Source organism: Legionella pneumophila subsp. pneumophila str. Philadelphia 1, from assembly GCF_000008485.1.
GTDB classification, from domain to species: Bacteria; Pseudomonadota; Gammaproteobacteria; order Legionellales; family Legionellaceae; genus Legionella; species Legionella pneumophila.
Genome location: NC_002942.5, coordinates 2,097,708 through 2,124,701 on the forward strand (window position 1 = coordinate 2,097,708; position 26,994 = coordinate 2,124,701).

Consider the following 26,994-nt stretch of genomic DNA (forward strand, 5'->3'; position numbering starts at 1 on the left):
AATTTCCCTTATTCTGCGCGCATCAAAAAAATAAATGCCATTATAAACAATCGTAATTTTCCAGAGACTATGCAAAGACTCTATTGTTTCCCAACATGGTATAGAATAAAGTAATTGGTTTGTGGAATAAGGGCAAAAGATATGTGGACTCATAGACGTTCTGGTCAAACCAATCAAAGAGGCTCTCAAGATCATAGAGATCCCTATGAGCGAGATAGGACAAGAGTAATTCACTGTCCAGCATTTAGAAGACTACAAAGAAAAACACAAATTCTTGGAACAGATGAGGGCGATTTTCATAGAACCCGTCTAACCCACTCCCTGGAAGTAGATTCTATAGGTAGAAGTATCGTTCGCAACTTGATGACCAATCAGGAACACCAGTTGTTATTGTCCAGCCTTTTGCCAAATGATGACCTCATCAGCGTCATTTGTTTGCTTCATGATATTGGCCATCCGCCCTTCGGACATGGAGGAGAAGTCGCATTGAATTATATGATGCGACATTATGGAGGATTTGAAGGCAATGGACAAACTCTTCGCTTACTGACAAAAGTTGAAAATAGTTACGGTGGCTTTGGCCTGGATCTAACTCGTCGTGCGTTGCTGGGTATTTTAAAATACCCGGTAAAACGAGCTAATGTGGTAGCTCCCAAACAACCACCTATTCATGAATCGATTCATAAAACAATCAAAATCAATGACTGGCTGCCTCCTAAAGCTTATTTTGATTGCGAGCAGCCAGAAGTCGATTGGTTATTATCGCCTTTATCAGATAATGACAGAGAATTATTTCAGTCTCTCTCCGTAAAGCCCCATGGCACCCAAACAGGTAAAGCAGCCTATCATAATTTTGATTGCTCTATTATGGACACAGCGGACGATATTGCCTATGGAGTCCATGACCTGGAAGATGCAATTCACTTAAGATTAATTAACCGTTCACATCTTGATACTCCTGAGTTCAGGCAATTAATCGGTGAAACAACCCTCTCGCTACATCAGGAGCGTTTGCTTAATTCTCTATTTTCTCCAGAAATCTGTTTAAGAAAACAAGCTATCGGAGAAATGGTCAATTATTTTATTACCTCTACTCAAATCATTGTAACCAATGAAGAATTTGAAAACAGTTTATTAAAACATAATATTGCACTTATCCCAGAAGCCCATGCCCTCCTCCGCTATTTAATGCAATGTATTTATAATAATGTCATTGACTCCCAAGAAGCACGTACCTTTGAGTATGGAGGTCAAACGGTAGTACTCCGGCTATTTGATGCCATCAGCTCCAATCCAGCCAGCTTGCTTGATAATAAAAATCGAGTGTTATTTTCGCAAGCTCCAGATGAGGTCGCTGCTTATAGAGTCGTTTGTGATTATTTAGCAAACATGACTGACGAGTATGCTTATCGAATGCATGAGAGATTATTCGGATTTAATACAAGAACAATTTTTGAAAGGCTTTAGATAACAAGAAAGACCTTAAAACAATAGCCATTCAATATAATGGCGTCCCCAGGGGGATTCGAACCCCCGTTACCGCCGTGAAAGGGCGATGTCCTAGGCCTCTAGACGATGGGGACCTGGACCTTACTAAGATTACATCAAAACACTACTACACTATTTAAATGCCAAATAATGGCGTCCCCAGGGGGATTCGAACCCCCGTTACCGCCGTGAAAGGGCGATGTCCTAGGCCTCTAGACGATGGGGACCTAGTACTTTTTTTACCATCAACATACAACGATGTTGATGGTGGAGCTAGGCGGGATCGAACCGCCGACCTCTTGCATGCCATGCAAGCGCTCTCCCAGCTGAGCTATAACCCCAAAATAAGGTGTGCAGTTTAATTAGACGCATTAATACTGTCAAGTGGTTTTTCTATTTTAATGCAAGTCTTTTATAAGACAACCTTTTTTTACATCAAAATCATAAATAAATCCAAATCACAGCGCTAATTTTATCAATAGAAATGAACATGGGTAAAAGCACCATTGCAGCAAAAATTTTTGACCGTAAGAGCCTAATCCAAAAAAATATTTGACCAGCACGAAAACAAAGGTTGTAATAGATCTTTACATAACCTGGTTTTTTGTTTTAAGGCTGAGTACCAGAAAAAGTTTGCAACGCAGCAATATAATAAAAGGACAGGTTATTCAACGTGAAAAAGGAGAACCAAGGTTTTCAAAGCCGCATTTCGAAGCTTCTGGAAGGTTGTGTGAAATGTTCCATAAGGGATGGTTTCTATAAAAATAACTATCAAATGAAGAAGATCGCTTCAGTAGCTTAGGCCTTGCTAATTTCTCTGTTAATCCCTCTTTAGCTCCAATTTGATATTTGGTTTGTGCTTTTAACTCGGCCTTAACAGATGCAGTTTTCAACGTGGCCAAATTTTTTAAATCATGATGGATTGCTTTGCTTTGGAGAAATAACTGTTTTTCTTTACTCCTTTGGATTGCGGTATCAATACTCATTCCAGACAACAACAAACCAAAAATACAAGCGATACCCATAATTGCCAACCCAACCAAAGGAACTGCAGCAAAACCGGGGAAAATACCCAGGGCTGCAAACAAACCCAATGAACCACTGGAACAACCAGCCAGCGACCCAAATCCAGCACAAAACGCAATAAATCCCGTTTTTAACTTGGCAAATAAGGAAAGTTCTTCAAATTGAAGAAAAACACTACCACGATAAATAGTTAATAGTTTCTTTTTCAATACCAACTTATCCATCGTGCAAGCATCTATTAACATACCCAAAATAGAGTTTTTATGATTATCATCTAATAGACAGTCAAGAAATTGTGCTGTCGTAAACGAAACAGGCCGTTTTAACCTGGTTTTTAATAATCGATTTTTAAGATCTTCGGCCAGCACAGACTTATCATAATGATTACGATATTTTTGAGGATTTTTAAGTAAACATTCTTGCCTGGTTGCCAATAAATATTCCGTCAAATAATGAACGATTTGATTTTCCTGTTCTTCAATAGCATGTCGTAATTCATCATTTTCTTTATGCGAATTACAATAAGACCAATAAGTAACAGGTATTGCGACTAATAGGAATAAACTGGCAGAAATGGCGCCCAATGAAATAGTCAGTGCCGAATTGCCAACAGTTAGTCCAAAAGAACCAAATAGCAGTCCAAAGGTAGTCCATGCCACCCCCCCTGCTGTTCCCATACCTTCTGATAGTGATTTTAAAATTTGCATCGATTGATTCAACATTGCCATTTGGCCCAAAATACTATTTTAGTATGATTAAATTATTTCCACTATTCACTACCAGAATGCAATTGTCAGGTTACCAATGTCCAATATTGGGTGCAGATAACCAAGGTTCCTGCTTTGGCAAAGGCTCGCCCTTCTGCAATAACTCGATAGAAATATTATCAGGAGAACGAATAAAAGCCATGTGGCCATCTCTGGGTGGCCTATTAATTACAACACCACATTCCTGTAAATGTTGGCAGATTTTATAGATATCATCCACATGATATGCCAAATGGCCAAAATTTCTTCCCTCAGTGTAATCCTCCGGATCCCAGTTATAAGTCAACTCTAGCATTGGTCCATAAGAAGTTTGAACTTGCTCTATATCAGCAGGAGCAGCTAAAAATACCAAGGTAAAACGGCCTTTGGCATTTTCAGTTCGTTTTACTTCTATCAAACCCAATTTATTACAATAAAAATCGAGCGATTGTTCTAAATTCGAAACTCTAACCATGGTATGTAAATACTTCATCAATTATCCTTAACTATAGAAAATTATTTTTTTATTAATCATAAATTTAGTTTAAATAACCATCATGCCGGTAGCAAATAGGCTTTGTTAATTCTCTGAAGAGTATAACATTTAAGAATGATTTAAATATGATCATATTATACATAGTATGAGTATAATAAGTATTAACAAAACCTTCAGGAAAGCTTATCATAAGACCATTCAATAAGTTATATTTTGTAGTGAATCGACAAAATGAATCGAATCAAACTTGGCATCAGTAATCTTATTTTTATGGGAAGATGGCTTCAACTTCCCTTGTATCTCGGTTTGATCTTGATACTGGCCGGATATGTGTATCGCTTCATCATTGAATTATTTGAACTCATTTTTCATCTTAAAGGCCTGGATGATACCCATATCATGCTTGGAGTATTGGACCTCATTGACGTCGTCATGATTGCTAATCTTTTGATTATGGTAGTTATGGGCGGCTATGAAACCTTTGTATCCCATTTGCAATTGGATTCCCACCCTGATCAACCTGAATGGCTTGACCATTTTGATGCAGGAGCTATGAAAATCAAATTGGCTCTTTCACTGATAGGTATCTCCTCGATTCATCTGTTAAGAACTTTTATAGACCCTGCAAAACTTAGCAATTATTCTATTATGTGGCAGGTTGTGATTCATTTAACTTTAATTGTTTCAGCCTTGGCCATTGCATTAACCAATCGGTTGATGGATCAGCCCGCCAGGAAAAACCTCCAACACCCTGATTGATTTAAAAATCTGAAAATTAAATAACCTCTTTCTCTGATGTCACTCACTCTGCACATGACAAAACCTGTTATGTTCAGAGTCCCGCCCTAAAAAAATAATGACTGGCTTAAAATTATTCGATAGAATCAGGAAAGTTTGACCTATTCAGGGAACTCATGGGATTGAACCAGAAAGAAGTAGATTGCAAGCTCTTTCGGGTTGAATGTAGTCAAAATGGAAATAAAGGAATATGAATCATGACAGACACTCCAAAAGCTAATCTAGCCGTTGATGAAATTAAAGAGGATACCCCCAAAGACCAGCCCCTCCCTGAAGAAAACACGGAAATATTGGTAAAAAAACTGAAAGTATTGGAAACTACCCAAGAAAATTTTGATCAAATCAAAAAACATATTGCTGCGGTTATAGATTCCTTGGCAAAAAATCGCAGTTTTTTTGGCCGTGTTGCCGCCTACTGGGGAGAAATGCAGTTATGGTTAAAAATTACTCTTGGAATAGTATTGGTTGTTCCCACCTTGACACTTGGAATTGCAATTCAAGTGGCCTCTCTTATAGTAGTTAGCGTCCTGACTCTGGTGACTTATGTTGGTAGTGCCCTGCTTCTTGAAAATCATGTTCAAAAAGAAGAGCATATTACTGATCGTTTAAAAGAAGAAATGATAGGTTTGGCAGATAACCTGGGAAAAGTTATCGAGTCTTTTGAGCCTCTCCGCAAACAAATTGCAGAACAAATTGAGTATTTTCATAAAGAAAATGATAGATTAAACCTCAACGTTACTCAACTAAGTGATCATATTATGCGATTAACAAAACAAGCTGAACAATTACAAAAAACCGAACAAACTTTGCGTAAAGTCAGAGAAGAATTGGAAAAAACATCTGAAACTCTGGATGAAAAAGTACAAGTTCAAACCGAATTACTACAGATAAATCAGGAAGAATTAAACAGAATCAGGGAAGAAATTGCAAAAAATGAAATTGAATTATCTGAAAAAATTTCTGAGCTGGATCAAGTTAAGAAAGAAATGTCAGTAGAAATTGAAAAAGCCGAAACTGTTACCCAAGTATTAAAAAATACTGTAGAAAAACTGTCCCAAACTGCTATTGCAGATCACAATCATAGGGAATCGTTTCAAAATAAATTGAACGATTTTCTCTCTAATAAAGAACAAAGTTTCAATGATGTTGCTCAACGTATATGTGAAGCCGAGCACGAACTATGCTTTGTTAAAGAAGAATTAAACTTTAGTAACAAACGTTATCAGGAACTATTGGAACGTCAAGAAGAAGTAGTTAAACGTTTGGAACAACTCCAATTTTCCCGTAAGCCTACGCCATATAGTAATGCAAAAGTACTTGGTAAATTAGGTATTATGGCTACTGAGGAAAAAGAGTCTCCAACACCTGTTTCAGCAGAAGAAAATACAATCCCAACTCAAACTCTCACAGGTTAGATGTTTTTAAATCGATGTGCTATGGCACATCGATTGCTTATCACGTGCGGTCAACCAAAAACCAATCAGTGCAACGAAATTTATTTTAAAACAGATCGCCAATTACATACTGAGCATAAGGCTCAAACTAAAGCTATTCGTAGACAGCATAATTGTTCTATTAATGAGCTACTTTAGATCTATTGCCCATAATCAATTTATATTAAATCAGCTAATTTTTTTACTTTATGAACACAAACCCACAGAGAACAATAAAAGAACTATACTTTTAGAATATTGACTGTGACCAGTGAAATGATTCTTTGAAAAGGAGAGAGCTATGAGCACACCCAAATGGAATTTATCCATTTCTCGCGCAGTTATCTGCGTCATTGCATTATTTGCTTCTATGATTTGTGCTGCAGCTCATTTCGTTGGTGGAATTCATACAAATGCGGGTTATGTAGGATGGTATCATCCAGATTATTACAATCACGATGTTATAGGCGTGGGTAATTATCACCCAGGTTATGGCTGGGTTGCTCCAGTGTATGCTACTCCAACGTATATAATAGGCAATACGGGGTATAACTGCCAGACAGTCCAGCAATGTGATTCAGAGGGAAATTGCATTCAAAGCCAAAACTGTGATTAGTAGTGGAAAATGTAGCATATCAATGCGCATTATCTTTTTTACGAGATTGAGAACAAATTTCCCTCCACTTAGGTTCTCTAATCATCAAAACTGTTAATTAGATTAATAGGTAACCAATAATAGAGCGCATTGATTTTTATAACACATCAAAACTTATATAATCTTCCCAAGGTAAATTCTCTCGTGTACATACATCAACTCTTGCATTAAGAGGTCCTTTTTGCAACCAGGTATAAAATTCTTCCAGCTTATCTTCTTTTCCACATGCAAAAACCTCAACACGACCATCCGCTAAATTCCGAGCCCATCCACTTATCATCAATTGTTCAGCCAAATTTTTAGCAGAAGCTCTAAACCATACTCCTTGAACTCTTCCTGAAATATAACAACGCATACATAACTCCTTGGTCATGATTCTTTTCCACCTATCGTAAAAATATCAGTTACTTCATTTCATTTGACCTTGCATAACCTGTTTTCACTCTGATTCTGCTATAGTTAAATTAGCATTCTTATTAGAGCAAAATAAATTAGATAATTTGGATTTTTTCAATAATGGAGATAAAAAATGAAAAAAGTGATATTGTATGCACTTCCATCTTTAATGTTGGCAATCTTGTTTTCCCCAGCCTATGCTGATGAAGCCCCTGCTCAACTGACCGGCACACCAGCTGAACAGATTCAGCAATTAAATGCTCAGATTCAATCTCAATTACAGGAAATGCAAACAAAACAACAGCAACAACTGGATGCTTTAAATACCCAATTACAAAATCAAATTAAACAAGTCCAATCTCAATTACAAGAACAAATTCAAACGGTCAATTCTCAAACACAAGATCAGATTAAACAAATACAAGCAACCCTACAGGAGCAGATTAAACAAGTACAGCAGCAAGCATTGCAAAAGGCTAACCAATAGTTATTTGAATTTATATAACTTCGCCCGTGTGGACTTGGGCATTGACAATGCTTATGCATCTAAAACTTAAAGACAATTGATGGTAATTTGCATGAGTTTGGATAAAAATGGAATTATTTTTTATGTCGAACTCATGTATCAGGATTATAATTAATATTGGCTTGATCAAAACAGCCTAAAATCAAGAACAAACAAAACAGGTTCTTTTAGGCGATATCAATACAGGTATACTCGTTTCAAAAATGGGTAGATATAATTGTTCTATTGCTCTTTGTGCAAAATCAGCATTATCAATTACAATATTTGTTTCATGGCTGTTATGTAAGCTTAACAAATCAAGATTCGATGAACCGTAAATAACCACCTGCCCATCAATTGACATAAATTTCATATGAATAACCTCTTTTTTCATAGAATTTTCATTGTTATTCACACGATGAAACCAACGAACTTGCAAGTTATTTTGCCTGTCCTCATCAAGTAGTGAACTAAAATAATCTATCGCACTCTGATTTGTACCGCCATAGAATCTCTCGCGAAAATCATTGAATCCCTTTCCCATCAATAGATAGACATGGCCATTTCTATTATTAATAAAATCCGCCAGGGCATGGATGATTTCCGGCGAGTTTAAATTGGGAACAGCGATTCGAATAGTATGTTTGGCATATTTAATAGCAGCCATGTAGGCGTTATTCAATGGATCTTCAGGTAAAGGCGCCCTATAAAAAGGGAGAAGCGCCCATTTCTGCCTGATAGTATTTGTCACATAGAGCACAGAACAAGAGTTTGTATTTCTATAAGATTCTGTTGACTCCTGGCCTGTATATATGGGAGAAATTTCTGGTTCATCAGATTTATTGGTGCGCTTATCCCACATTGCTTTAAAATCGTAAAAAACCGCTTCCGCTGCGCCGCCAGGAATAAACATGGCGGCATCATGAAACCCATTAGGACCATAATTTTCCTGCTGAAAATTAGCCCCTGTCAAAATGACATCCCCATCAATCCAGATGGCTTTATTATGGTTGGACGCAATGGAATTATGAACATGAGTACCTATATGCAATTTAATATTCTGAGGTAAATTATCTAAACCTAAACAGGCTGGATCATGTTTTGGTTTTTTAGGAAGTATTTCGCCATGATAAAAAACTTGTGCCAAACGATCCAACTGATCGACCAGAAGAAATACTTCGACTTCATGTTTGATGTCACAAAGCGCATTTCGGATATCTTTGACAACCTGAGTTCCTGGCTCCCATACAAAAGCCTGAATAAGTATTTGCTTTTTAGCCTCTTTGATTTTATGAACTATTAAACGATATGCGCTCTCACTACCCGATACTATTTCTATCTGATTTGGATTCATCAGGCCCAGCATTTTTTCTGCAGAAACAGTTCCCTTATCAGCAGAGGGAATTGCTGCTTCAACTATTTTTCTCATTAAATAAGAATCGGTGGAAATTTTTTCTCCTGAATATTGCAAACCTTTCTCAAAAAATTGGAGCATGATTCACTCATAAATTAATTTTACCTAATTTATATCATTGAATTGATTTAATATTTTTGCAAATTAATTTGAGCGATTCAAAACAAAATTTAATTCATCGTAAATCCAATCCCAGACACCATCCACCTGTTATTATTATCCACAAACGAATTCAAATTTCCTTGATTTTTCAATTCAATATACTATACATAAGAAGTCATCCCTATTTATAAATTAAGGAAAATCAAAATGGATTTAAGCAAAAGAATAGAACCAAAAACCTGGTCATTTGTTGAAAAAATACAAAATGCGGGTGGAAAACCGATTTATGACATACCGGTTACAGAAGGTAGGGCAATATTTGATCAACTACAAGCCTTGCCCACCGAGAAACCTGATGTCGATGTTGAGGATAAAACTTTGCCAGTAGGACCTGGCGGTAAGGTTGACATTCGCATTGTTCGCCCTAAAGGCGCAAAAGAAGCCTTACCTGTCATCATGTTTTTTCATGGTGCTGGCTGGGTTTTTGGCGATTATCAAACTCATGGTCGTCTGGTACGAGAAATAGCAGTGGGTACTCATGCCGCAGTCGTGTTTGTTAAATACACATTAGCTCCGGAAGCTCAGTACCCGACACAAATAGAAGAATCTTACGCTGCCATGAAATATATAGCAGAACATGGTAAGCAATTTAATCTGGATACTTCACGATTTGTCGCTGCAGGTGACAGTGTTGGTGGTAATATGACCAGCGTCATGACTCTTCTTGCTAAAGAACGTGGTGGCCCCAAAATTGATTATCAAGTACTTATTTATCCTGTAACTGATGCCAATTTTGATAACGCTTCCTATAAAGAATTTGCTGAAGGCCCCTGGCTAACCAAAAAAGCGATGGAGTGGTTTTGGGATAAGTATTTGCCCAATAAAGAAAAAAGAAAGGAAATTACAGCAAGTCCGCTACAAGCTTCTCTTGAACAACTTAAAGGCCTACCACCAGCATTAGTCATCACTGGAGAGTGTGATGTTTTGCGTGATGAGGGCGAAGCCTATGCCCATAAACTCAATGCAGCGGGTGTGACAGTGACTGCAGTTCGCCATCTGGGCACAATCCATGATTTCCTGATGCTCAATGATCTCTCTGAAACACCGGCATGCCGAAATGCCGTTGAAACTATTATTGGTCACTTAACTCACATTTTTGGCAAGAAAAAGTAAAACAATACATGACTAACATCCAAGCGGATGTTAGTCATGCTGAATACATTTACAATAATTGTGCTATTTGGGGATTGCCGTTATTGAGTTGATGGTGTTGTCATCTGTTTCATTTTTTCCTGGTTTTGCAAAATCCTGAAACATCACCGGGATTGCCAATGGTGGTATTGAGGTTTTTTTTCTTGTTTTAGATCCAGATAAAGACTGATTTTCCAATTCAAAAATTCTTTTACGAGCTGTTGCCAATTCATCCTTTAATTTTTGATTCTCTAGTTCCAGAGCTTTTATTTTTTCATCAGGACTGGCTATCAAGTCATCTTCCCTGGTTTGCATCTCAGTCTTGGAACTACTGCCAGATTTAACCATTAAATCACTTGTTTTGGAATCTTCCACTGCATTGATTACAGGAGGAGAACTTTGTTTTTCAGCTTTTCTCAAGGCAATTTGTTGTTCTAATTTTGGCTTAAGCTCTTTACAGGAAACACCATTAATTTTCTTAAGATACCGTTTGTGATCTGTTTCATCTGGAATTAAACTTAATAACATCCTGGAGGTTATGCCTGTATGTTCCAGATTAATACTCTTTAATGTGATTGTATTACAGATAGTATCTAGCAAATCCTGCGCTTTTTCTTTTTCCTGTTGTTTTATTTCCTTTTTCTTCATCATTATTCGGGGAGAGATCATGCCAGTGCCAGAAGCTCCTGTTGATTTTGCATAAAGCGATTGGGTACTGACATCCAAGTTTTCTATAATCGGGTTACTTAATAAAGTCTTTACCCCTGCCCTGGTCATATTATTATTCGCAACATTTAAATCGGTAGCCGCTGGAAACTTCGAAACAATAAGCTTGGCATGATTATCATTTAAGCTGCAAAATGTTAGCAATAATGTTCGAATGGTATGATTAGGTCGAATGTCATCCAATCCCCATTCTTTTTTTAACCCGGGATTGAAACTCAAATCAACAGTCTGCAAATTCATTTTGGCAATTGCCTTAATTCCCTCTCCCCCTATTCCACAATTATCCAAATACAGGGTTCTTAACTGCTTTAAAGGCGCAAGCCTGGATACACCCTCATCACCAATCCCAGTATTTTGACTTAAATCAATAGTAGTCAACGATTGAAGATGAGCAAAGCTATCCACTCCTTGGTGAGTGATATTATTTCTTCGCAAATTAAAGTGTGTCAGACTTTTTAACCTGGACTCAGGCCGAGTCAAATACTCTAAATTGGCATCAGTAACGCCACAGTTACGCAAGGATAATTTTTTTAAAGCGGCAGCATTGCGACTTAAACTAAATAACACATAACTTGCGCTAAGTTCTGTATTATAATCCAAATACAATGCTTCAAGCATAGAATTAAACATAGGGCGGTTCTTTAAGTAATTACTTTTCAATGATAATTTTTTGATGTGAGTTAATTTGGAAAGCTCCACTGTGTCACTATCCTTAAGACCACAAGAATCCAAGCGTAAAGATTTAATTCCAGGTATATTATTAAGAGCAGTGACTAAATCACTCAACTCTTGATTAGTAAAGCGAGTATCACTTAGATCAAGTTCAGATAAGGACGAGATTCCGTGATTTCTCGAATCTCGCAAAGCATTTAAAAATAATTGAATATCCTGAGATGTTTTTAAGACAAGTTTTACCTGATGCTGTTTTATATTTTCCTTTCCAATATCTTTTAAAAATTTTTTTAACGAAGTAAGGGGCATATTGTCTCCAAATATAAACAAAAAATTCCTGTTTGGTAATATATTTAACTCAAAGATCATCGATTATACATTTCAACGCTTAAGAAAACCATAAGAATTGATTAAAAAACTTGCTAATCTCCTCTGGTCAGTGTTATGTTGAATGAAAGGGATTTGGAAGTGGAGGTTAAAATGGAATCAATGATTGATTTGGTTGGATATGTAGCTTCTTCTTTAGTCTTTGCAACATTTTATGTCAAAAAGATTCTGACATTAAGACTCATAGCAGTTTGTAGTAATGTTGCGTTCATTACATATGGTTTGGGTTATCATTTACATCCTATATTTATTTTGCATTCGGTTTTATTGCCTTTAAATTTATACAGAATATTTGAATTATTAAAAAATGATCCAGAGCTCACAATACTTGCAAGGATTAATTTGAAGGCAACCAGATAATCATTTTCATCATTTAATGATATGATAACTGTTTACTCAATAAGGGGTCTTCCGTGTGCAATTGGAACAGGATAATTGGCTTGGCATTAATGGGATTTTCTGCTTTTTTACAAGCAAAAACCTATATCCCTCAATGCCCTAAAGAAATTAATACGCTTGAACGTATACAGACATCTCCGGATGGATGGGAAACCCTGAGCGGGATTAAAAACAATTATCTGGGTAATGTTTCCTTTTATTCCGGCCACCCCAAAGGTCAAGCCAGCTTAAAACCAAACCGTATCAATAAGAAAAAAGCCGAATGGAAGTTTTCTCCTCATGATACCATTTACATTGTGTGTCATTACAATCAAACAGGAATTGAACTGACACAACAATTGCCTCAAAAAACAAAAGGATGTACTGTGATTTTTAATCCAAACGCAAAAGGCCCATATGGTTTTCTGCCTCAAAAAATAACCTGCAATCAATAATGGGGAGGTTTACTCTACCTCCTCCTTTGTTCGACAATATGTTTCATCAATCAATAACAAGGTCAATAAGGCTAAAATTAAAGACAGAGGCAACAATAAAAGAGAAAAATAGTACCCGTGTAAAGTAAATTGATGAATACCATCCACCATGGTCCCCTCCCATGTCCAATCCAGCAAAGCACCAACCAGTGGCTCAAACAAAGCCTCAAACACCGAATTAAACGTATTCATAATACCAAGTACTGTCGCTACAAGTACCAAAGGAAATAATTCCCTGATCATTGCAAAGCTGGTAAAAAATCCACTCGCTCCAAAACCAAAGAGAAATAAAAGAATAATTAAAGTAAGCAAATTTTGGTTTGAGCTATAAATAACTACCAATAAACACAATAGAGCAGAACACGTTCCTGTAAACAAAACAGGCTTTCTCCGCCTGATAAAATCAGAAAACCATCCCCAAAATGGCGCGCCTGCCGCAAAACCGACAAAAATAAATGAAATCGCAAGGGCTGCATCAGTACGAGATAAGAGATAGGCCTTTTCCAAAAAAGGAACTCCCCATAATCCACCAAAAACCGAAACAGGAGCAAATGCTAATCCACTATATAAAGACAAAGCCCAGGCCTGCTTATTAACGATAATACGTCTTAACAATTGAATAACAGGTTCCTTGCTATTTGGCATAGGCTGCGTTTGTGCAGGCTTATCTCTTAAAATGAGAAAATACACGACCCCCAGGATAATCCCCATCACGCTTACTAATTCAAGCGCCTTGCGCCAACCTTCATGTTGAACCAAAAATGCCAAAGGCATCTGCCCTCCCACAGCACCCAGCATAGCTGCTGTCATAAACATCCCTGATACTAGAGCAAATCGTTTTGGAGAAAACCAGACAGCGGCTAGCTTAAAACAAGACACGGCAGCAAAAGCAGCTCCCGCCCCCATCAATGCTCGACTTAAACAGGCCAACCATAAAGTATTGGTTTGAGAAAAAATATAAGTACTGATACTGCAGACAAAAATAGCAAGAGTTGTTAGCAATCTTGGGCTGTACCTGTCTAACATAACGCCCACAGGAATCTGCATAAATAAATAGGAATAAAAATAAAAAGCTGACAAATTCCCAAGGCCAGCAGCATTAACCTGAAATGCCTTCATCAAGTCAGCTGTCATGACACTGGGAGAAACCTGAATCAAATATTTATAAAAGAAAAAACATGCCGCGATGGTCCAGATAATCCAAAGATAAGTTTTAGCCAGCAATGGATGCTTGAATGACAATGTGTTCACAATAACTCCTAACTTATTTGCTTCAGGTTAGAGATAAAATTTCAAAAACCGCCAGGTCTTATCTGCTGCTGTTATCGCCCTGAGGCGGGGCAGATAAGTCAGGAGAGAAGCCGTCTCAGAGCAGAAGAAAGGGTAAAGCTGACCACCACCACGACGACAATTGAGATGAGAGAGTTTAAAACAACAGGCGACAATCCAACAGGCTGTCTGTTGCAGCTTTGGGAGCAAGACTTTCTGCTTATTAATTGTCGTCTTATATTCATAAAAAACTGGAAATTAAAAGAATGTTTAATGTTAACTTTTTAGGCAATGTGCTGTCAAGATCGCAAACAGACAATGGATACTTTTTTAAATTTTGTTATTACGGGTACATTTATTAATCTGTTTCACTTGCAAAAAAATCTGCATACAGAAATAATAAAATTCTTACCCCTATAAGCAAATTGATGACAAGTTACCTTAAAGGAATCCAGGGAATGGAGTTAACCACAACCGAGAACCAAGTATTTAAAAGTTCCAAAGTAAGTCTTGCTCTGGTTACTGTTCTGGTGGGAATCGGTTCAGGTTTTCTAGGCATGTGCCTGGCCATGTTATTGCATTATCTTCAACATATTGCCTATGGTTACAGCCCCCTTCACATCATCAGTAATGAAACTTTTCTGGAGGGAGTTAGAGCCTCTTCATCTGAGCGGAGAATAAGCATACTATTCCTTTGTGGCTTAATCGCAGGCATGGGATGGTGGGCACTTTATCGTTTTGGTAAACCATTAGTCAGTATTGCGGCGGCAATAAAATCGGGTAAACCCATGCCAGCTCTCAGTACATTCATTCATGCTTTTTTACAAATCATAACAATTGCATTGGGCTCACCTCTGGGACGAGAGGTGGCTCCTCGTGAGGTAAGCTCTGTCTTTGCTTACTGGCTATCTAGCAAAGCGGGATTAACTCCTGAGGAAAGCAAGATGATGTTGGCATGTGGAGCAGGCGCGGGGCTTGCTGCGGTTTATAATGTGCCTTTAGGCGGTGCCGTTTTTGTTTTGGAAGTGTTGTTATGCACTTCCAACTGGACTGTCTTGCTTCCTGCATTATCTTCTTCTGCTATAGCAGTTCTAGTGTCTTGGTGGGGTTTGGGAAATGAATCAATTTATCAACTCCCTGAATTTTCATTAAGTGCACCTATAATTCTTTGGTCTATTCTTGCCAGCCCGGTGTTAGGTTTTTTTGCTTTTTGGTTTATTCAAATTGCTACAATACAACGCAGCAAAGCAATGCATAACTGGCAAATGATATTGGCTTGTTTAATTAATTTTTTAATCATTGGCTTATTCGCAATTTATTTTCCTTCTTTACTAGGTAACGGCAAAAGTCCGGCAGAAATGGAGTTTGATCAATCAGTAGGAATTGGTTTAAGTATTGTATTATTTATGTTGAGGAATGTATTCGTATGGTCAAGCTTGCGTGTAGGAGCACAAGGTGGCTTACTAACCCCCTCACTGGCTAACGGCGCCTTATTAGGAGCTATTCTAGGTGGAATTTGGAATTTGTATTTACCACCCGCTCCCATCCATGCCTTCGCGCTTATTGGTGCCACGGCTTTTCTTGCTGCGGCACAAAAAATGCCTTTGACTGCCATTATCCTCATTTTCGAATTCACCCGGATTAATTTTATCTTTCTTATCCCTATCATGCTTGCTGTTTCCGGCTCTATGGGTATGTGCCAGTTAACCAAGAACTATTATATTAAATATAAAGTATGATCGTTTGTAATTAGCCAGAATTTGCCCAATATATAACCATATTGATCAATATAAATTCTTTGGATGCTATACTTATAATGTAGACCTGATGAAAAGGAAGTTCACTATGCCTAAGAAATTTACTCGAAAAATACCACTTATCTCCAGGGAAGAGTGTTTCGCTTTATTACCTGGGTACAGCATCAATGCAATGAATCTTCTGAAACGAGGAAATCACACACCCTATTATGAAGAAATTGAATACTTATCAAAAATTTTTGTTGCCCTGGTCACTCATTATGCAGAACCAATAGAATCAATCATCAATTGCATGGAAAAAGCAATGTATGGTGCTTATAAAGAGGAATTAGATAAAATTGAGCACGAAATTCAACGCCTGTTTAAGATAAGAAAAAATACTCCAATTCATTCTCTATTTGGCGAAAGAGAAATCGAAAAATTGACTATACAGATTTCAGAATTGGAAAAACGCAAATCAGTACCTGTAAAGGAAATTATCCAGGGAGTTATCTACGATACCTTAGATAAGGCAAGCCAAACTCTGGTGGACAGGATACCGGCAAACTATAAACTGCAAGAATATGAGAGCCGAGACAATCCTTTTCAATAAGATTCAGGTACATTGTTAAATGAAATACAACCAATCACTTATAACCTAATTTACTCCGATAGCACTTGGTCATTTTTTTATTACCCATTTTAAAATCGCTGTGTGGATTAATAATGAATCACACTTTGTCCCTGTTTTTATAAAAATCCAATGCAACAAAACTGTTTAGAAATAATGGAATGCCATATAGAATATAATCCGGGATTCGTTAATATAACGGATTGTAAATTTACCCATAAACCAGTTTTTACAGGTAACTAAATGACTCTTTGCCCCTGTGGTTCACAAAATAAATATGAGCAATGTTGCGGGATTTATCTGGAAAGCAAGAAAACTCCTGAAACACCAGAACAATTAATGCGTTCGAGATATACTGCGTATTCTCTTGCAAAAATCGATTATATTAAACAGACCATGCAAGGCAAACCACTAATTGCTTTCAACGAATCAGAAGCAAAGCAATGGGCTCAAAATGTTTCCTGGCTGGGTTTGAAAATCATTCAAAGCTACATGGAGAGGCCAGATAAAGGATTTGTTGAATTTATAGCAACCTTTCTTGATGGAAATCAATTGAAAAGTATTCATGAATTAAGTGAGTTTCAAAAGGATAATTCCGTTTGGTTTTATGTGGATGGGGAGGCTAAACAGTTACCAAACAAACAAGACAAGCAAAAGATAGGCCGCAATAGCCCATGTCCCTGTGGAAGCGGTAAAAAATTTAAAAACTGTCATGATAAATGAATTAAACTCAAGGTAGCAGATGAACGGTCACTTACTCCTCAATGTTTTCATTTTCCTTGCTGCTGCAAGCATCATGGTTCCACTGGCAAGCCGATTTAGACTTGGTTCTGTGATTGGTTATCTTACCGTTGGGATGCTCATTGGACCTTTTGGACTTAAGCTAATAGGCAATGCCGAACAAATTATGCATTTTGCAGAATTTGGAGTAGTCATGATGTTATTCTTGATTGGTTTGGAATTAGAACCAATCATGCTCTGGAAGCTGAGAAAATTAATAGTTGGCTTAGGGGGCTTGCAAGTGTTGTTAACAACAATCGCTCTGTCTTCGGCAGCTGTTATGATGGGATACAATTTGCGAGCCAGTGTCGCGGTCAGTATGGCACTTGCCCTATCTTCAACTGCTTTAGTCTTGCAAATGCTCCAGGAGAAAAATCTTTTGAAAACCGCGGAGGGTGAAACTTCTTTTGCTGTTCTCTTATTCCAGGATATTGCGGTCATTCCAATCTTGGTGATTTTGCCTTTATTAGGCAATCATCATGGAATTAATGTGGCTATTAACCCTCATACGGCTGCCTCTATTGCTCAATTACCCAAGTGGCTTCACGCTATTGTCGTTGCCGGCATTATCGGTAGCATTGTTTTGGCGGGACACTACTTATCCAGATACTTGTTCCTAATCATTGCAAAAACCAATATCCGTGAAGTATTTACAGCATTTTCCTTATCCCTGGTCGTTGGAATTACCTTGTTAATGGAAACAATTGGGGTGTCTCCGGCTTTGGGAGCTTTTATCGCAGGTATGGTTTTAGCTAACTCTCAATATAAACGGACTGTAGAAGCTGATATCCAACCTTTCAAAGGACTGCTTCTTGGATTATTTTTCATCTCAGTCGGAATGGGTATCAACTTCAATCTACTCTTCAGTCAAATGGCTGTAATCATCCCTATTGTACTCGGTTTGATTACCATTAAGGCATTGATTCTCTTTACGCTCGGCAAGATATTTCAACTCACTAAAATACAGGCGCTCGGATTCGCCCTTGGTTTATCACAGGGTGGAGAATTTGCCTTTGTTCTTTTTCAATACTCCAGCACATTAAAAGTAATCAGCCCGGAAATAAACAGTTTTTTTACTCTGGTAGTCGCCCTGTCCATGTTGGCCACACCCTTTTTAATGCTTTTGTACCATCGTTTTATGATACCGAAATTAATAAGCAAATTACCAGAACGTGAATACGACTCTATTCATGAAAAAAATAACATTATTATAGCTGGTTACGGTCGATTTGGTCAGATAATTGGTCGATTTCTTAGTGGTGAAAACATCAAGGTAACCGTTTTGGAAAAAAATCCGGAGCAAGTCGAATTATTAAGAAAATTTGGCTACACCGGATATTTTGGTGATGCGAATCGTCTGGACCTGCTAAAAAGCGCAGGAGCAGCGCATGCTCAATTGCTCATAGTCACAGTCGGGAATCCCGACACCAATTTGGAAATTGTGAAATTAGCTAAAGAAGAGTTTCCTCAATTGAAAATTTTTGCCCGAGCAAGAAATAGACGACACGCCTATGAGTTACATAAAGCAGGAGTTCATTATTTCAAAAGAGAGTTATTTGACTCTTCGTTAACCATGACCAAGGAAATTTTAAAATTTCTTGGTTATAAACCTGAAGAAATTGAGAAAAAAGCCAATGCTTTCCAAAAACACGATGAAGAAACATTAATTAAATCTTTTGATTTTTTTGAGGAAGAAGCCAATCTCATCAATTTCTCACGTCAGGCAAAAGGAGAATTAGAGCGTATTTTGCAAAATAATAATCCATAATCAAATCATAAAGGTCTATACTTCCATATAATCATCTTGAAATGGCTTTCATTATGATAAAACAATTACAACAGGCATTAAGTGATATTCTTTTAGGAAAAGAAGAAGTCATCAGATTGGGTATTACCTGTTTATTAGCCAATGGGCACCTGCTTCTTGAAGACAACCCAGGTATGGGGAAAACAACATTTAGTCATGCGCTGGCTCAACTGACTGGTATGCAATACAGGCGAATACAATTTACCAGCGACCTTTTGCCAAGTGATCTTTTGGGAGTATCTATTTATGATCATCAACGCAATGTCTTTCAATTTCATAAGGGTCCTATATTCTCTCAATTAATTCTCGCTGACGAAATAAACAGGGCCACACCTAAGACTCAAAGCGCCTTATTAGAGGCAATGGAAGAGAGGCAAGTTACTACTGATATAGGAACAGAAGCTCTCCCTCAACCATTTTTTGTTATTGCTACTCAAAATCCGTCTTGCCATACGGGAACTTATCCTTTGCCTGAATCGCAATTGGATCGATTTCTGATGCGCCTGGTCATTGGCTACCCACCGCCAGATGCGGAACGTATGCTTTTAAAATCATCAAACTTGAATGCTCAATTAAAGGAACTAATCCCTATCATTAATCCTCAGCAATTACAAATTTTACAAAGAGAGAGTCAAAAAGTTCTAGTCTCTGAATTGGTTCTTGATTATGTTCAATCTCTACTGGACGCCAGTAGAAACCAGGGATGGTTTAATCATGGATTAAGCCCAAGAGCAGGAATGGGATTAGTGCACGCCGCTCAAGCCTTTGCCAGAACTGATGATAGAGATTTTGTTCGACCTGATGATATTCAGGCAGTCATGCCAGCTGTTGTGAATCACCGCTTAATCATAAAAAAATCACAAACTCAACTCTCTGCTGCCGAATTATTAATGAGTGAAATTGAGGTTCCCGTGTGATAAGGCAAATCAAAACAAAAGTTATGGCTTATTGGGAAGAATGGATTGCCAAACGAATCTCTAAAACCAATCCCCAAATTCTTGGTTCACAAAATATTTATATTATACCCTCTGGATTTGGATGGGCCTATGGTGTGGTTGTACTGTCCCTGTTTTCTGGCGCAATCAACTACCAAGTTAGCACTGTTTTTTTAATGAGTTTCATTTTAGCAATTGTAGGTTTTATAAGTGCTTGGGAAGCTCATGCCAATCTTAAAGGATTATCTATTAAATTGGTATCGGTTGAGGATACCTATGAAGGAACGCCAGCCCAGGTTAGCTTATTGATTCAATCAAATAATAGAATGCATTTTGGACTAGATTTTCGCCTTAATAATCAATCAGTCACTCGATTAGAAAAAATTCCTCCGCAAGGTTTGCGATTTATTTTTCCTCTGGCAACAACTCGAAGAGGATGTTATACCCTACCCAAAATCACCATTTCCAGTTTTTTTCCTTTTGGCTTGTTTCAGGTATGGGGATACGCCAATTTTGATAGCAATTATTATGTCTATCCTCAACCTGTCAATCCTGGCTTTTGGCCCATACCCCTTTATCATCAGAATAAAAGGAAAACAGACTCTCATGGAGATAATGAATACTATGACTTAAAGCAGGTAGACAATCCCTGGATTCAACCTAATCTTATTGCATGGAAAATTGCAGCAAAAGGACAAGGTTGGTATTTGAAAACGATGGACCGCGCTGAAGAAATGTATTGGCTTTTTAGATTAAATGATTTACCTATTGAAACACTCGAAGAAAAATTAAAACACTTGAGCTATTGGTTGGTTACTGCCGAATCCCAAGGCCAGTTTTACAAGCTCGAGTTGGGAAACGATCCGGATCAATTTTCCCATGGGGAAGAACATCTTCGATATTGCTTACGTCAATTGGCGGTGTATTGATGGACTTTTTTTCCAAACAACATACTTTTCTGATAACAACCCGATACGCTCTTTTGGTCATGTTGATATGCTACTTTCCCCATTTTTTAACATGCCCTTTGTGGCTTACTGCCCTCATCTTGACAACGCTATGTTACAAGTTAATATCCGATTACTTTGCCTATCCACTTCTTGACGGCAAGATACGCTTTATTGTGGTTATCATCTGTCTTTTTCTATTAAAATTTCAATACGGCAGCATCATCTCCAGTGGTTTTTTTATCGGTTTTTTACTGGCATTTATTGGACTAAAAACTATTGAAATTCATAATGACAGAGATATAAGAATACTAATACTGTGCAATTTTTATCTTATCTTTGCCGCATTAATTGTGGTGCAGGAACTATGGATCATACCTTATTTATTAATAGCAATTCTGGCTAATTTCACTCTGATGTTAAAATTAACTGCTCCTCAAGCCTCACTAAGACAAATTAACGGCCATAGTATGAAACTATTACTTATTGCAACACCATTAACTGTCTTTCTTTTCTACTTTTTCCCCCGCATAGCCAATCCCCTTTGGCAAGTACCTTCCCTTGAGAAAAATCACACTGGATTTAGCGAATGGATGGAACCAGGGTCGGTTGCAAATCTTCTAAATGATGACAGGACTGCTTTACGAATTATATTTAAAAGAAAAGCCATTCTAAATGGCTATTGGCGAGGATTAACTTTAAGTAGATACAATGGGATAAGCTGGAATCCTGCCTGGCATGACTCATCAACCTTCTCTTCATTAAAGGAATTAACTACTTCTGATGACGGGGATTATGAGGTCATTATGGAGCCCCACCAAAAAAAGTGGTTGTTTTATCTTGGTTACCCCAATGCGGCTTACCCTCAACTCTTATTTTCTCCAAATTTTGGTTTGGTTAGTCATAATAAAGACATGATTGCCCAACGTTTTGCCTATGCTTTGCGAATTAGCTCTTCCCCTCACTCCTCATTGACGCAGAAAGATTGGAAACTCAATACTCAATTACCTAAATATTCAAATCCCAGAATTACGTTCTGGGCAAAAAAACAATTTGCCGAAGTAAATTATGACCCCCAAGCCTTTATTCAATTCATCCAGAATTACATAAAAAAGGAATCCTTCTGGTATACCCTAACTCCTCCAAAACTGGATAATGAAAATGACCAAATGGATTATTTCTGGTTTGATTCCAGAAAAGGATTTTGTGAACATTATGCAAGCGCAGTTACTGTTGTATTACGCGCTGTTGGTATCCCTGCCCGGGTTATTGTTGGCTATCAAGGAGGTGAATGGAATCCACTGGCAAAATATTTAACTATAAAACAATATGATGCACATGCCTGGGTAGAGTATTGGCAAAAAGATTTCGGCTGGAAGCAACTGGATCCCACTGCATTTATTTCCACCTCGCGTATCGATCCTTCTGTTCTTGCCATGCGAGCGGCACGCACCGATCAACAGTTAATAATTGATCCCTTAAACTTAAACTGGATTCAGAAAATCAAATTATATATGGAGTCAACCCGTTTTTTTATCGAGCGTTGGCTGTTATTTTACAATCAGGATGCTCAGTATAAATTATTAGAACAAATCGGATTAAAACATTGGAATGCCGCCATGCTATTGCAAATTGCCATATTGTCTCTGGTTTTATTTATCATTCTCTTGGGCGCCTGTTATCAATGGTGGCAAAAAAGGACATTAGATCCCTTATTGCGTGAATACCATCTTTTACAAAAAGAATTTTGCCGCTTCAATATTGCAACTCAACCACCCGCCACACTGAATAAACAGTGTAAAATTTTAATCAATAAAATTCCCAATCTGGAAGAAACCATCACTACCTTTCTTTCTCACTATGAAAAACTGCGTTTACGACACCGCATTACCAAAACTAAAGAAAATAAAAAACAAACGCTTTTGTTGTTTAAAAACCTGAGACGAATATTAAAACAAGTAAAAATCTAAATTTGACGGGATTTATCGGTTGCATTCTTGAGTCTCAAAGTGCTTAAATAGATAACATTTATCAAACTATGATTTTTAATAATGGTTCACTTTCAAAAAATGACTGTCCAAACCTTTTTAAAAGACTATTGGCAAAAAAAACCATTGATCATTCGTCAGGCTTTACCTGATTTTACTAATCCACTCACACCGGATGAATTGGCAGGACTTGCTCTTGAGGAAGAAATAGAAAGCCGCCTGGTCTATGAAACGCCCGATCAGTCCCCGCAGTGGAATTTAAAAAGAGGCCCGTTCAAGGAATCTGATTTGATAGGCTTGCCTAAAACTCACTGGACTCTATTAGTACAAGGAGTAGACCGTATTGTTCCAGATGTCTATGAGTTACTTGAGCATTTCAATTTTATCCCTCAATGGCGAGTTGATGACGTGATGATTAGCTATGCCACTCTACATGGAAGTGTGGGCCCACATTACGATAATTATGATGTTTTCTTGTATCAGGCTAAAGGTCGGCGACTATGGTCATTAACCTCAAAAAAATGCCACACCAACAATTTTATAAAAGGTCTTGAACTACGAATCATGAAAGAATTTGAGGTAGAAGAGCAATTTATCCTGGAAGAAGGCGACATGCTCTATTTACCCCCCCATATAGGACATTATGGCATCGCTCAATCTGAAGAATGTATGACTTACTCTTTTGGTTATAGAAGTTACCAGGGACAAGAGTTATGGGATAGTCTGGGTGATTATTTGTCTGAACATGGCTCGTTCAAATCCCTGTATCAGGATCCGGATTGGTCCACTCTTAAAAACACATCGGAAATAACGCCCAAAGCATGGGACAATGCAAGACAATTGCTAAGACAAGTCCTGGAAAATGATCAGCTCATGCAATCCTGGTTCGGTTGTTTTGCTACAAGCCTTGATCAATCAGCAGAACAATATTTACCCCCTCCTTTAGAAGAAGATGAATTACTCGGTTTGGACGAATTTATTAAAGAATTGGCTAATTATCAGGAAATAGTTAGAGATGCCTCATGTCGTTTTGCTTATATCATGTCTGACCAAGAATCCCAGTGCCATTTTTATGTCAATGGGAAAGAATGGGACAGCCGTGGGGTTTCAACAAACTTACTCAGTTTTGTTGCCAATAATCGATTCCTGTCTCTAAAAGAGTTAAAACCTTATTTAAACCATAAGGCTAATCAACTCTTCCTCTATGAATTATGGAAATTACAATGGTTACAAATTTCTCATGATCAATGATTTGGTTTATAAATATCTTGAATAAAATTCACTCTCAATAGGTGGACAAAATAAAATTTTCTAATTAGTTTATTAGATCATTATTATATGGATATGTAGGATAAAAAATGGCGCGCTTTTCCAGAATAAGTTTAAGTACTGTATTGTTATCTCTAATTTGTTTCAATATTTTTGCCTCTGACACTATTATGATTACAGTTAATACCAAAGAAAAAAATGCCATTGCTATAGGTTACTCAGTCAATGGAAACCAATATGGAGGTTTGGGCAGTTCCTATTCTGGACATGGACCTAAAAATAAGGAGTATCAATTTGGATATAAGAAAGATTCCATTTTTGGAAAAGATATCTCTTGTGGTTCTATGACCTTAAATCAAGACAGTAAGGTGACTTTGGTAAATAATAATAACCAATGCATCAGCGTTTTAGGTTAATTGGCTATTGCATGGAATGTAGATATTAATTTTGAAAAGACGGTAGTGCCTATCCAACAATATTCCACTCAAAATAATTGAATTCAACTCGTAGAAACTCAAATCTGTAATTAACAGTTTATCCCGGTTAAAGCAGTACAAACCTCTCTCCTAAACCAGACATTTAGCAACCAAAAATACCAAAAAACACAATCAATACAATCAATTGGATAATTTTAAATTCATATAGTATATTTAATATACATGGACCAAACAAGGATAGGCAATGAAAAAAATAATATTGGCCGTAGTTGTTATTTCTGCTGCTGTATTATTGAGTGGCTGTGGAAGTGGATGCTGCGGTGCCAGCAATTCATGTTGCAGCTATAATACTGGATGTTGTGGTGTACAAAATTATTCCGGTATTTGGTATTGATTTACAATTATAAAAGCCAATAGTCTGAAATATGAAAAAAAACAGCTTGCTTGCCATCTCGGAAGAAGGGTTTCACCATATTGCTTATACTGAATGGGGTATCTTTGAACCAGAGTTACCTACAGTTATTTGTGTGCATGGGTATACTCGCAATTCCAGGGATTTCGATGAATTAGCCAATTATCTTAGCTCCAAGGGACGTCATGTATTCTGCCCGGATATTGCGGGTCGAGGTGATAGTTCCTGGTTTAAAAATCCCCGCTATTATAATTTTACCCAGTATGTAAAAGATATGACAGTCCTTATGGCAAGAACAAATGCTCATCAAATCGATTGGATTGGGACATCAATGGGCGGCATCATTGGCATGATTTTAGCCGCAATGCCCAATTCCCCAATTAATAAACTTGTTCTCAATGATATAGGGCCTCAAATACCTATTCATGGGTTGAGAAGAATTGCTAAATATGCAGGTAAAGCCCCTGATTTTAAAAGCCTGGAGGAAGCCAAGCAACATTTCAAAGCCAGCTATGCTGATTTTGGAATTACAAATGAGAAGCAGTGGGACATTTTCACTAAAAACAGTGTAGAACAACGAGGCCCTAATCTTTATGTCACCAAAATGGATCCGGCAATAAAAAAATCAAAATCAATTTTACAAATCATTTCAGAATTTTTTCGTCATCCCCATAAAGCACTGGAAGGAATTTTTTATGACATTAATCTGTGGTCAATTTGGAAGCAGATTAAGTGTCCAGTTATAGTTATTCATGGTGTGAATTCTGATATCTTGACTTCGGAGATAATCACACAAATGAAAAAAACTCATGCTTTAACTGAAGTTTATGAAGTAGAAAATGCAGGACACGCACCAGCTCTATTGGATCTGACTGTTCACCAAAGAATTGAAGATTGGCTTGCCACTCATCAATAAATCACAAAAGAAATGCCGCATCTTTATTATCAGGACTTGTATATTGCGCCTAGCCATTGATTTAAATTAATTCTATGACTAAACAAGGTAATCAAAGCGCCTGCCAAAACCAAGACGATACCCAACGCATGCCAAGGCTTGAGTTCCTCACCGAGCAGCACTACGCCAAAGATCACCACAAAAACAGGTTCTAAAACGGATAAGATAGATGCCTTTTCCGAACTGATGTACTTCAAGCTGTGCAGCATTAACAAAATCGGTATAACCGTTGCAACAAGGCCTATGCCAAATAAATTCAGCCAAACAGGGAATGATGTAGGGACTTTAAAGGTATGGTCGAGGCAAGCTACAATCAAACTGGTTGTCATACAGCCTAAACATACCATCAGGGTTGAGACATTTGGAGAAATTTCATTGTTTTTACTTGAAACTATATAACACGCATAAAAAAAAGCTGAAGCTAAGCCCAGAAATATACCCCATAAATCAAATGCGATTTCATTTACATCAATTAACAACGCCATTCCTATCAGGATAACAGATATGGCCAAATAGTATATCTTTGGTATTGTTTGGCTATAGAAAAAATAATTGAACACCATAATAATCACTGGATAAGTAAAAAATATCACCATCGATAATCCAGAGCCTATATAGAGGGAAGCATAAAAGTACAGTAATGTCGATAAACCATAATAGAGGACACCACTTAAAAAAGCGGTAAACATGGATTTATAGGTATCATTGATATTTTTTAATTGAGGAATCAAAACAATCAAAATAAAAATACTGGAAATAAGAAATCGCCAAAACAACATATTGCTTGCTGATAAATCACCATGGATAGCACTAATCCCAAAATAACCAATAAATCCGTAAAGAAATCCGGATAAAATAGCATAAAAAGATCCACGTTGTTCTTGGGAGTTCATGATTGAGTTACTCGAAATAAGAGGAATG

General features: G+C 37.4%; 26 protein-coding genes and 3 tRNA genes. 19 read left to right on the forward strand and 10 right to left on the reverse strand.

Annotated features, from left to right (window positions below; genetic code table 11):
• The first annotated feature begins 141 nt into the window (after positions 1-141).
• Positions 142-1,467 carry an anti-phage deoxyguanosine triphosphatase gene (locus LPG_RS09415; RefSeq protein WP_016356938.1) on the forward strand — a complete coding sequence of 442 codons (1,326 nt, stop codon included), beginning with the start codon at positions 142-144 and terminating at the stop codon, positions 1,465-1,467.
• A 40-nt stretch (positions 1,468-1,507) separates the two neighbouring features.
• Here LPG_RS09415 and LPG_RS09420 read toward each other — a convergent pair.
• From LPG_RS09420 to LPG_RS09440, 5 genes are all read right to left on the reverse strand, one after another.
• Positions 1,508-1,583, reverse strand: a tRNA-Glu gene (locus LPG_RS09420).
• A gap of 56 nt (positions 1,584-1,639) precedes the next feature.
• Positions 1,640-1,715: transfer RNA gene (locus LPG_RS09425), tRNA-Glu, on the reverse strand.
• Between the two features lie 38 nt (positions 1,716-1,753).
• A tRNA-Ala gene (locus LPG_RS09430) sits at positions 1,754-1,829 on the reverse strand.
• A 327-nt stretch (positions 1,830-2,156) separates the two neighbouring features.
• Positions 2,157-3,221, reverse strand: a complete 1,065-nt coding sequence (locus tag LPG_RS09435; protein WP_015444397.1) for a hypothetical protein — start codon at positions 3,219-3,221, stop codon at positions 2,157-2,159.
• A 91-nt stretch (positions 3,222-3,312) separates the two neighbouring features.
• The gene (locus LPG_RS09440; protein WP_010947599.1) at positions 3,313-3,753 is read right to left on the reverse strand and encodes a VOC family protein; all 441 of its coding nucleotides are present in this window, start codon (positions 3,751-3,753) and stop codon (positions 3,313-3,315) included.
• A gap of 234 nt (positions 3,754-3,987) precedes the next feature.
• Here LPG_RS09440 and LPG_RS09445 point away from each other — a divergent pair, with 234 nt between their 5' ends.
• The 3 genes from LPG_RS09445 to LPG_RS09455 all read left to right on the forward strand — a co-directional run bounded on the left by LPG_RS09445 (position 3,988) and on the right by LPG_RS09455 (position 6,603).
• The gene (locus LPG_RS09445) at positions 3,988-4,515 is read left to right on the forward strand and encodes a TIGR00645 family protein (protein ID WP_010947600.1); all 528 of its coding nucleotides are present in this window, start codon (positions 3,988-3,990) and stop codon (positions 4,513-4,515) included.
• A gap of 236 nt (positions 4,516-4,751) precedes the next feature.
• Positions 4,752-5,969, forward strand: a complete 1,218-nt coding sequence (legC2, locus tag LPG_RS09450) for a Dot/Icm T4SS effector LegC2/YlfB (protein ID WP_010947601.1) — start codon at positions 4,752-4,754, stop codon at positions 5,967-5,969.
• 319 nt (positions 5,970-6,288) lie between these two features.
• Positions 6,289-6,603, forward strand: coding sequence for a hypothetical protein (locus LPG_RS09455; protein WP_010947602.1), 315 nt, complete (start codon positions 6,289-6,291; stop codon positions 6,601-6,603).
• A 136-nt stretch (positions 6,604-6,739) separates the two neighbouring features.
• Here LPG_RS09455 and LPG_RS09460 read toward each other — a convergent pair whose 3' ends face one another.
• Positions 6,740-7,015, reverse strand: a complete 276-nt coding sequence (locus tag LPG_RS09460; protein ID WP_010947603.1) for an acylphosphatase — start codon at positions 7,013-7,015, stop codon at positions 6,740-6,742.
• Between the two features lie 156 nt (positions 7,016-7,171).
• On the opposite strand from LPG_RS09460, the gene LPG_RS09465 reads away from it, so the two are divergent.
• Positions 7,172-7,525: a hypothetical protein gene (locus tag LPG_RS09465; RefSeq protein ID WP_010947604.1), complete on the forward strand. Its 354-nt coding sequence runs from the start codon at positions 7,172-7,174 to the stop codon at positions 7,523-7,525.
• Between the two features lie 181 nt (positions 7,526-7,706).
• Here LPG_RS09465 and LPG_RS09470 read toward each other — a convergent pair whose 3' ends face one another.
• The gene (locus LPG_RS09470; RefSeq protein WP_010947605.1) at positions 7,707-9,038 is read right to left on the reverse strand and encodes an Lpg1888 family Dot/Icm type IV secretion system effector; all 1,332 of its coding nucleotides are present in this window, start codon (positions 9,036-9,038) and stop codon (positions 7,707-7,709) included.
• Between the two features lie 228 nt (positions 9,039-9,266).
• Here LPG_RS09470 and LPG_RS09475 point away from each other — a divergent pair, with 228 nt between their 5' ends.
• Positions 9,267-10,232: an alpha/beta hydrolase gene (locus LPG_RS09475; protein WP_010947606.1), complete on the forward strand. Its 966-nt coding sequence runs from the start codon at positions 9,267-9,269 to the stop codon at positions 10,230-10,232.
• A 63-nt stretch (positions 10,233-10,295) separates the two neighbouring features.
• Here LPG_RS09475 and legLC8 read toward each other — a convergent pair whose 3' ends face one another.
• Complete coding sequence (gene legLC8 / locus LPG_RS09480) at positions 10,296-12,017, reverse strand: Dot/Icm T4SS effector LegLC8 (RefSeq protein ID WP_010947607.1); 1,722 nt, start codon at positions 12,015-12,017, stop codon at positions 10,296-10,298.
• A gap of 75 nt (positions 12,018-12,092) precedes the next feature.
• Here legLC8 and LPG_RS09485 point away from each other — a divergent pair, with 75 nt between their 5' ends.
• Positions 12,093-12,395, forward strand: a complete 303-nt coding sequence (locus LPG_RS09485) for a hypothetical protein (protein ID WP_010947608.1) — start codon at positions 12,093-12,095, stop codon at positions 12,393-12,395.
• Between the two features lie 53 nt (positions 12,396-12,448).
• The gene (locus tag LPG_RS09490; protein ID WP_016356940.1) at positions 12,449-12,868 is read left to right on the forward strand and encodes an STY0301 family protein; all 420 of its coding nucleotides are present in this window, start codon (positions 12,449-12,451) and stop codon (positions 12,866-12,868) included.
• 9 nt (positions 12,869-12,877) lie between these two features.
• Here the strand turns inward: LPG_RS09490 and LPG_RS09495 are convergent, their stop codons facing one another.
• Positions 12,878-14,158, reverse strand: a complete 1,281-nt coding sequence (locus LPG_RS09495; protein ID WP_010947610.1) for an MFS transporter — start codon at positions 14,156-14,158, stop codon at positions 12,878-12,880.
• A gap of 476 nt (positions 14,159-14,634) precedes the next feature.
• Between LPG_RS09495 and LPG_RS09500 the strand changes: the two genes are divergently transcribed.
• The 11 genes from LPG_RS09500 (at position 14,635) to LPG_RS09545 (ending at position 26,034) form a co-directional block, all read left to right on the forward strand.
• On the forward strand, positions 14,635-15,915 hold the full coding sequence (locus LPG_RS09500) for a chloride channel protein (protein ID WP_015444392.1): 1,281 nt from the start codon (positions 14,635-14,637) through the stop codon (positions 15,913-15,915).
• A 106-nt stretch (positions 15,916-16,021) separates the two neighbouring features.
• Positions 16,022-16,525, forward strand: a complete 504-nt coding sequence (locus tag LPG_RS09505; RefSeq protein WP_015444391.1) for a hypothetical protein — start codon at positions 16,022-16,024, stop codon at positions 16,523-16,525.
• A gap of 261 nt (positions 16,526-16,786) precedes the next feature.
• The gene (locus LPG_RS09510; protein WP_010947613.1) at positions 16,787-17,266 is read left to right on the forward strand and encodes a YchJ family protein; all 480 of its coding nucleotides are present in this window, start codon (positions 16,787-16,789) and stop codon (positions 17,264-17,266) included.
• 19 nt (positions 17,267-17,285) lie between these two features.
• Positions 17,286-19,091: a monovalent cation:proton antiporter-2 (CPA2) family protein gene (locus LPG_RS09515; RefSeq protein WP_010947614.1), complete on the forward strand. Its 1,806-nt coding sequence runs from the start codon at positions 17,286-17,288 to the stop codon at positions 19,089-19,091.
• A 53-nt stretch (positions 19,092-19,144) separates the two neighbouring features.
• Positions 19,145-20,047: an AAA family ATPase gene (locus tag LPG_RS09520; RefSeq protein WP_015444390.1), complete on the forward strand. Its 903-nt coding sequence runs from the start codon at positions 19,145-19,147 to the stop codon at positions 20,045-20,047.
• Positions 20,044-20,994, forward strand: a complete 951-nt coding sequence (locus tag LPG_RS09525; RefSeq protein WP_015444389.1) for a hypothetical protein — start codon at positions 20,044-20,046, stop codon at positions 20,992-20,994. The genes LPG_RS09520 and LPG_RS09525 overlap by 4 nt, the downstream gene beginning before the upstream one ends.
• A complete protein-coding gene (locus LPG_RS09530) occupies positions 20,994-22,982 on the forward strand; it encodes a transglutaminaseTgpA domain-containing protein (RefSeq protein ID WP_010947617.1) in 1,989 nt (662 codons plus the stop codon). The genes LPG_RS09525 and LPG_RS09530 overlap by 1 nt, the downstream gene beginning before the upstream one ends.
• Before the next feature lie 81 nt (positions 22,983-23,063).
• Complete coding sequence (locus LPG_RS09535) at positions 23,064-24,251, forward strand: cupin domain-containing protein (RefSeq protein ID WP_010947618.1); 1,188 nt, start codon at positions 23,064-23,066, stop codon at positions 24,249-24,251.
• A 107-nt stretch (positions 24,252-24,358) separates the two neighbouring features.
• A complete protein-coding gene (locus LPG_RS09540) occupies positions 24,359-24,685 on the forward strand; it encodes a hypothetical protein (protein ID WP_010947619.1) in 327 nt (108 codons plus the stop codon).
• A 265-nt stretch (positions 24,686-24,950) separates the two neighbouring features.
• Positions 24,951-25,100 (forward strand): hypothetical protein, encoded by a 150-nt coding sequence (locus LPG_RS15260; protein ID WP_015444387.1) that lies wholly within the window; start codon positions 24,951-24,953, stop codon positions 25,098-25,100.
• 31 nt (positions 25,101-25,131) lie between these two features.
• Positions 25,132-26,034, forward strand: coding sequence for an alpha/beta fold hydrolase (locus LPG_RS09545; protein ID WP_010947620.1), 903 nt, complete (start codon positions 25,132-25,134; stop codon positions 26,032-26,034).
• Between the two features lie 29 nt (positions 26,035-26,063).
• Here the strand turns inward: LPG_RS09545 and LPG_RS09550 are convergent, their stop codons facing one another.
• The gene (locus LPG_RS09550) at positions 26,064-26,966 is read right to left on the reverse strand and encodes a DMT family transporter (RefSeq protein ID WP_010947621.1); all 903 of its coding nucleotides are present in this window, start codon (positions 26,964-26,966) and stop codon (positions 26,064-26,066) included.
• Positions 26,967-26,994 lie beyond the last annotated feature (28 nt).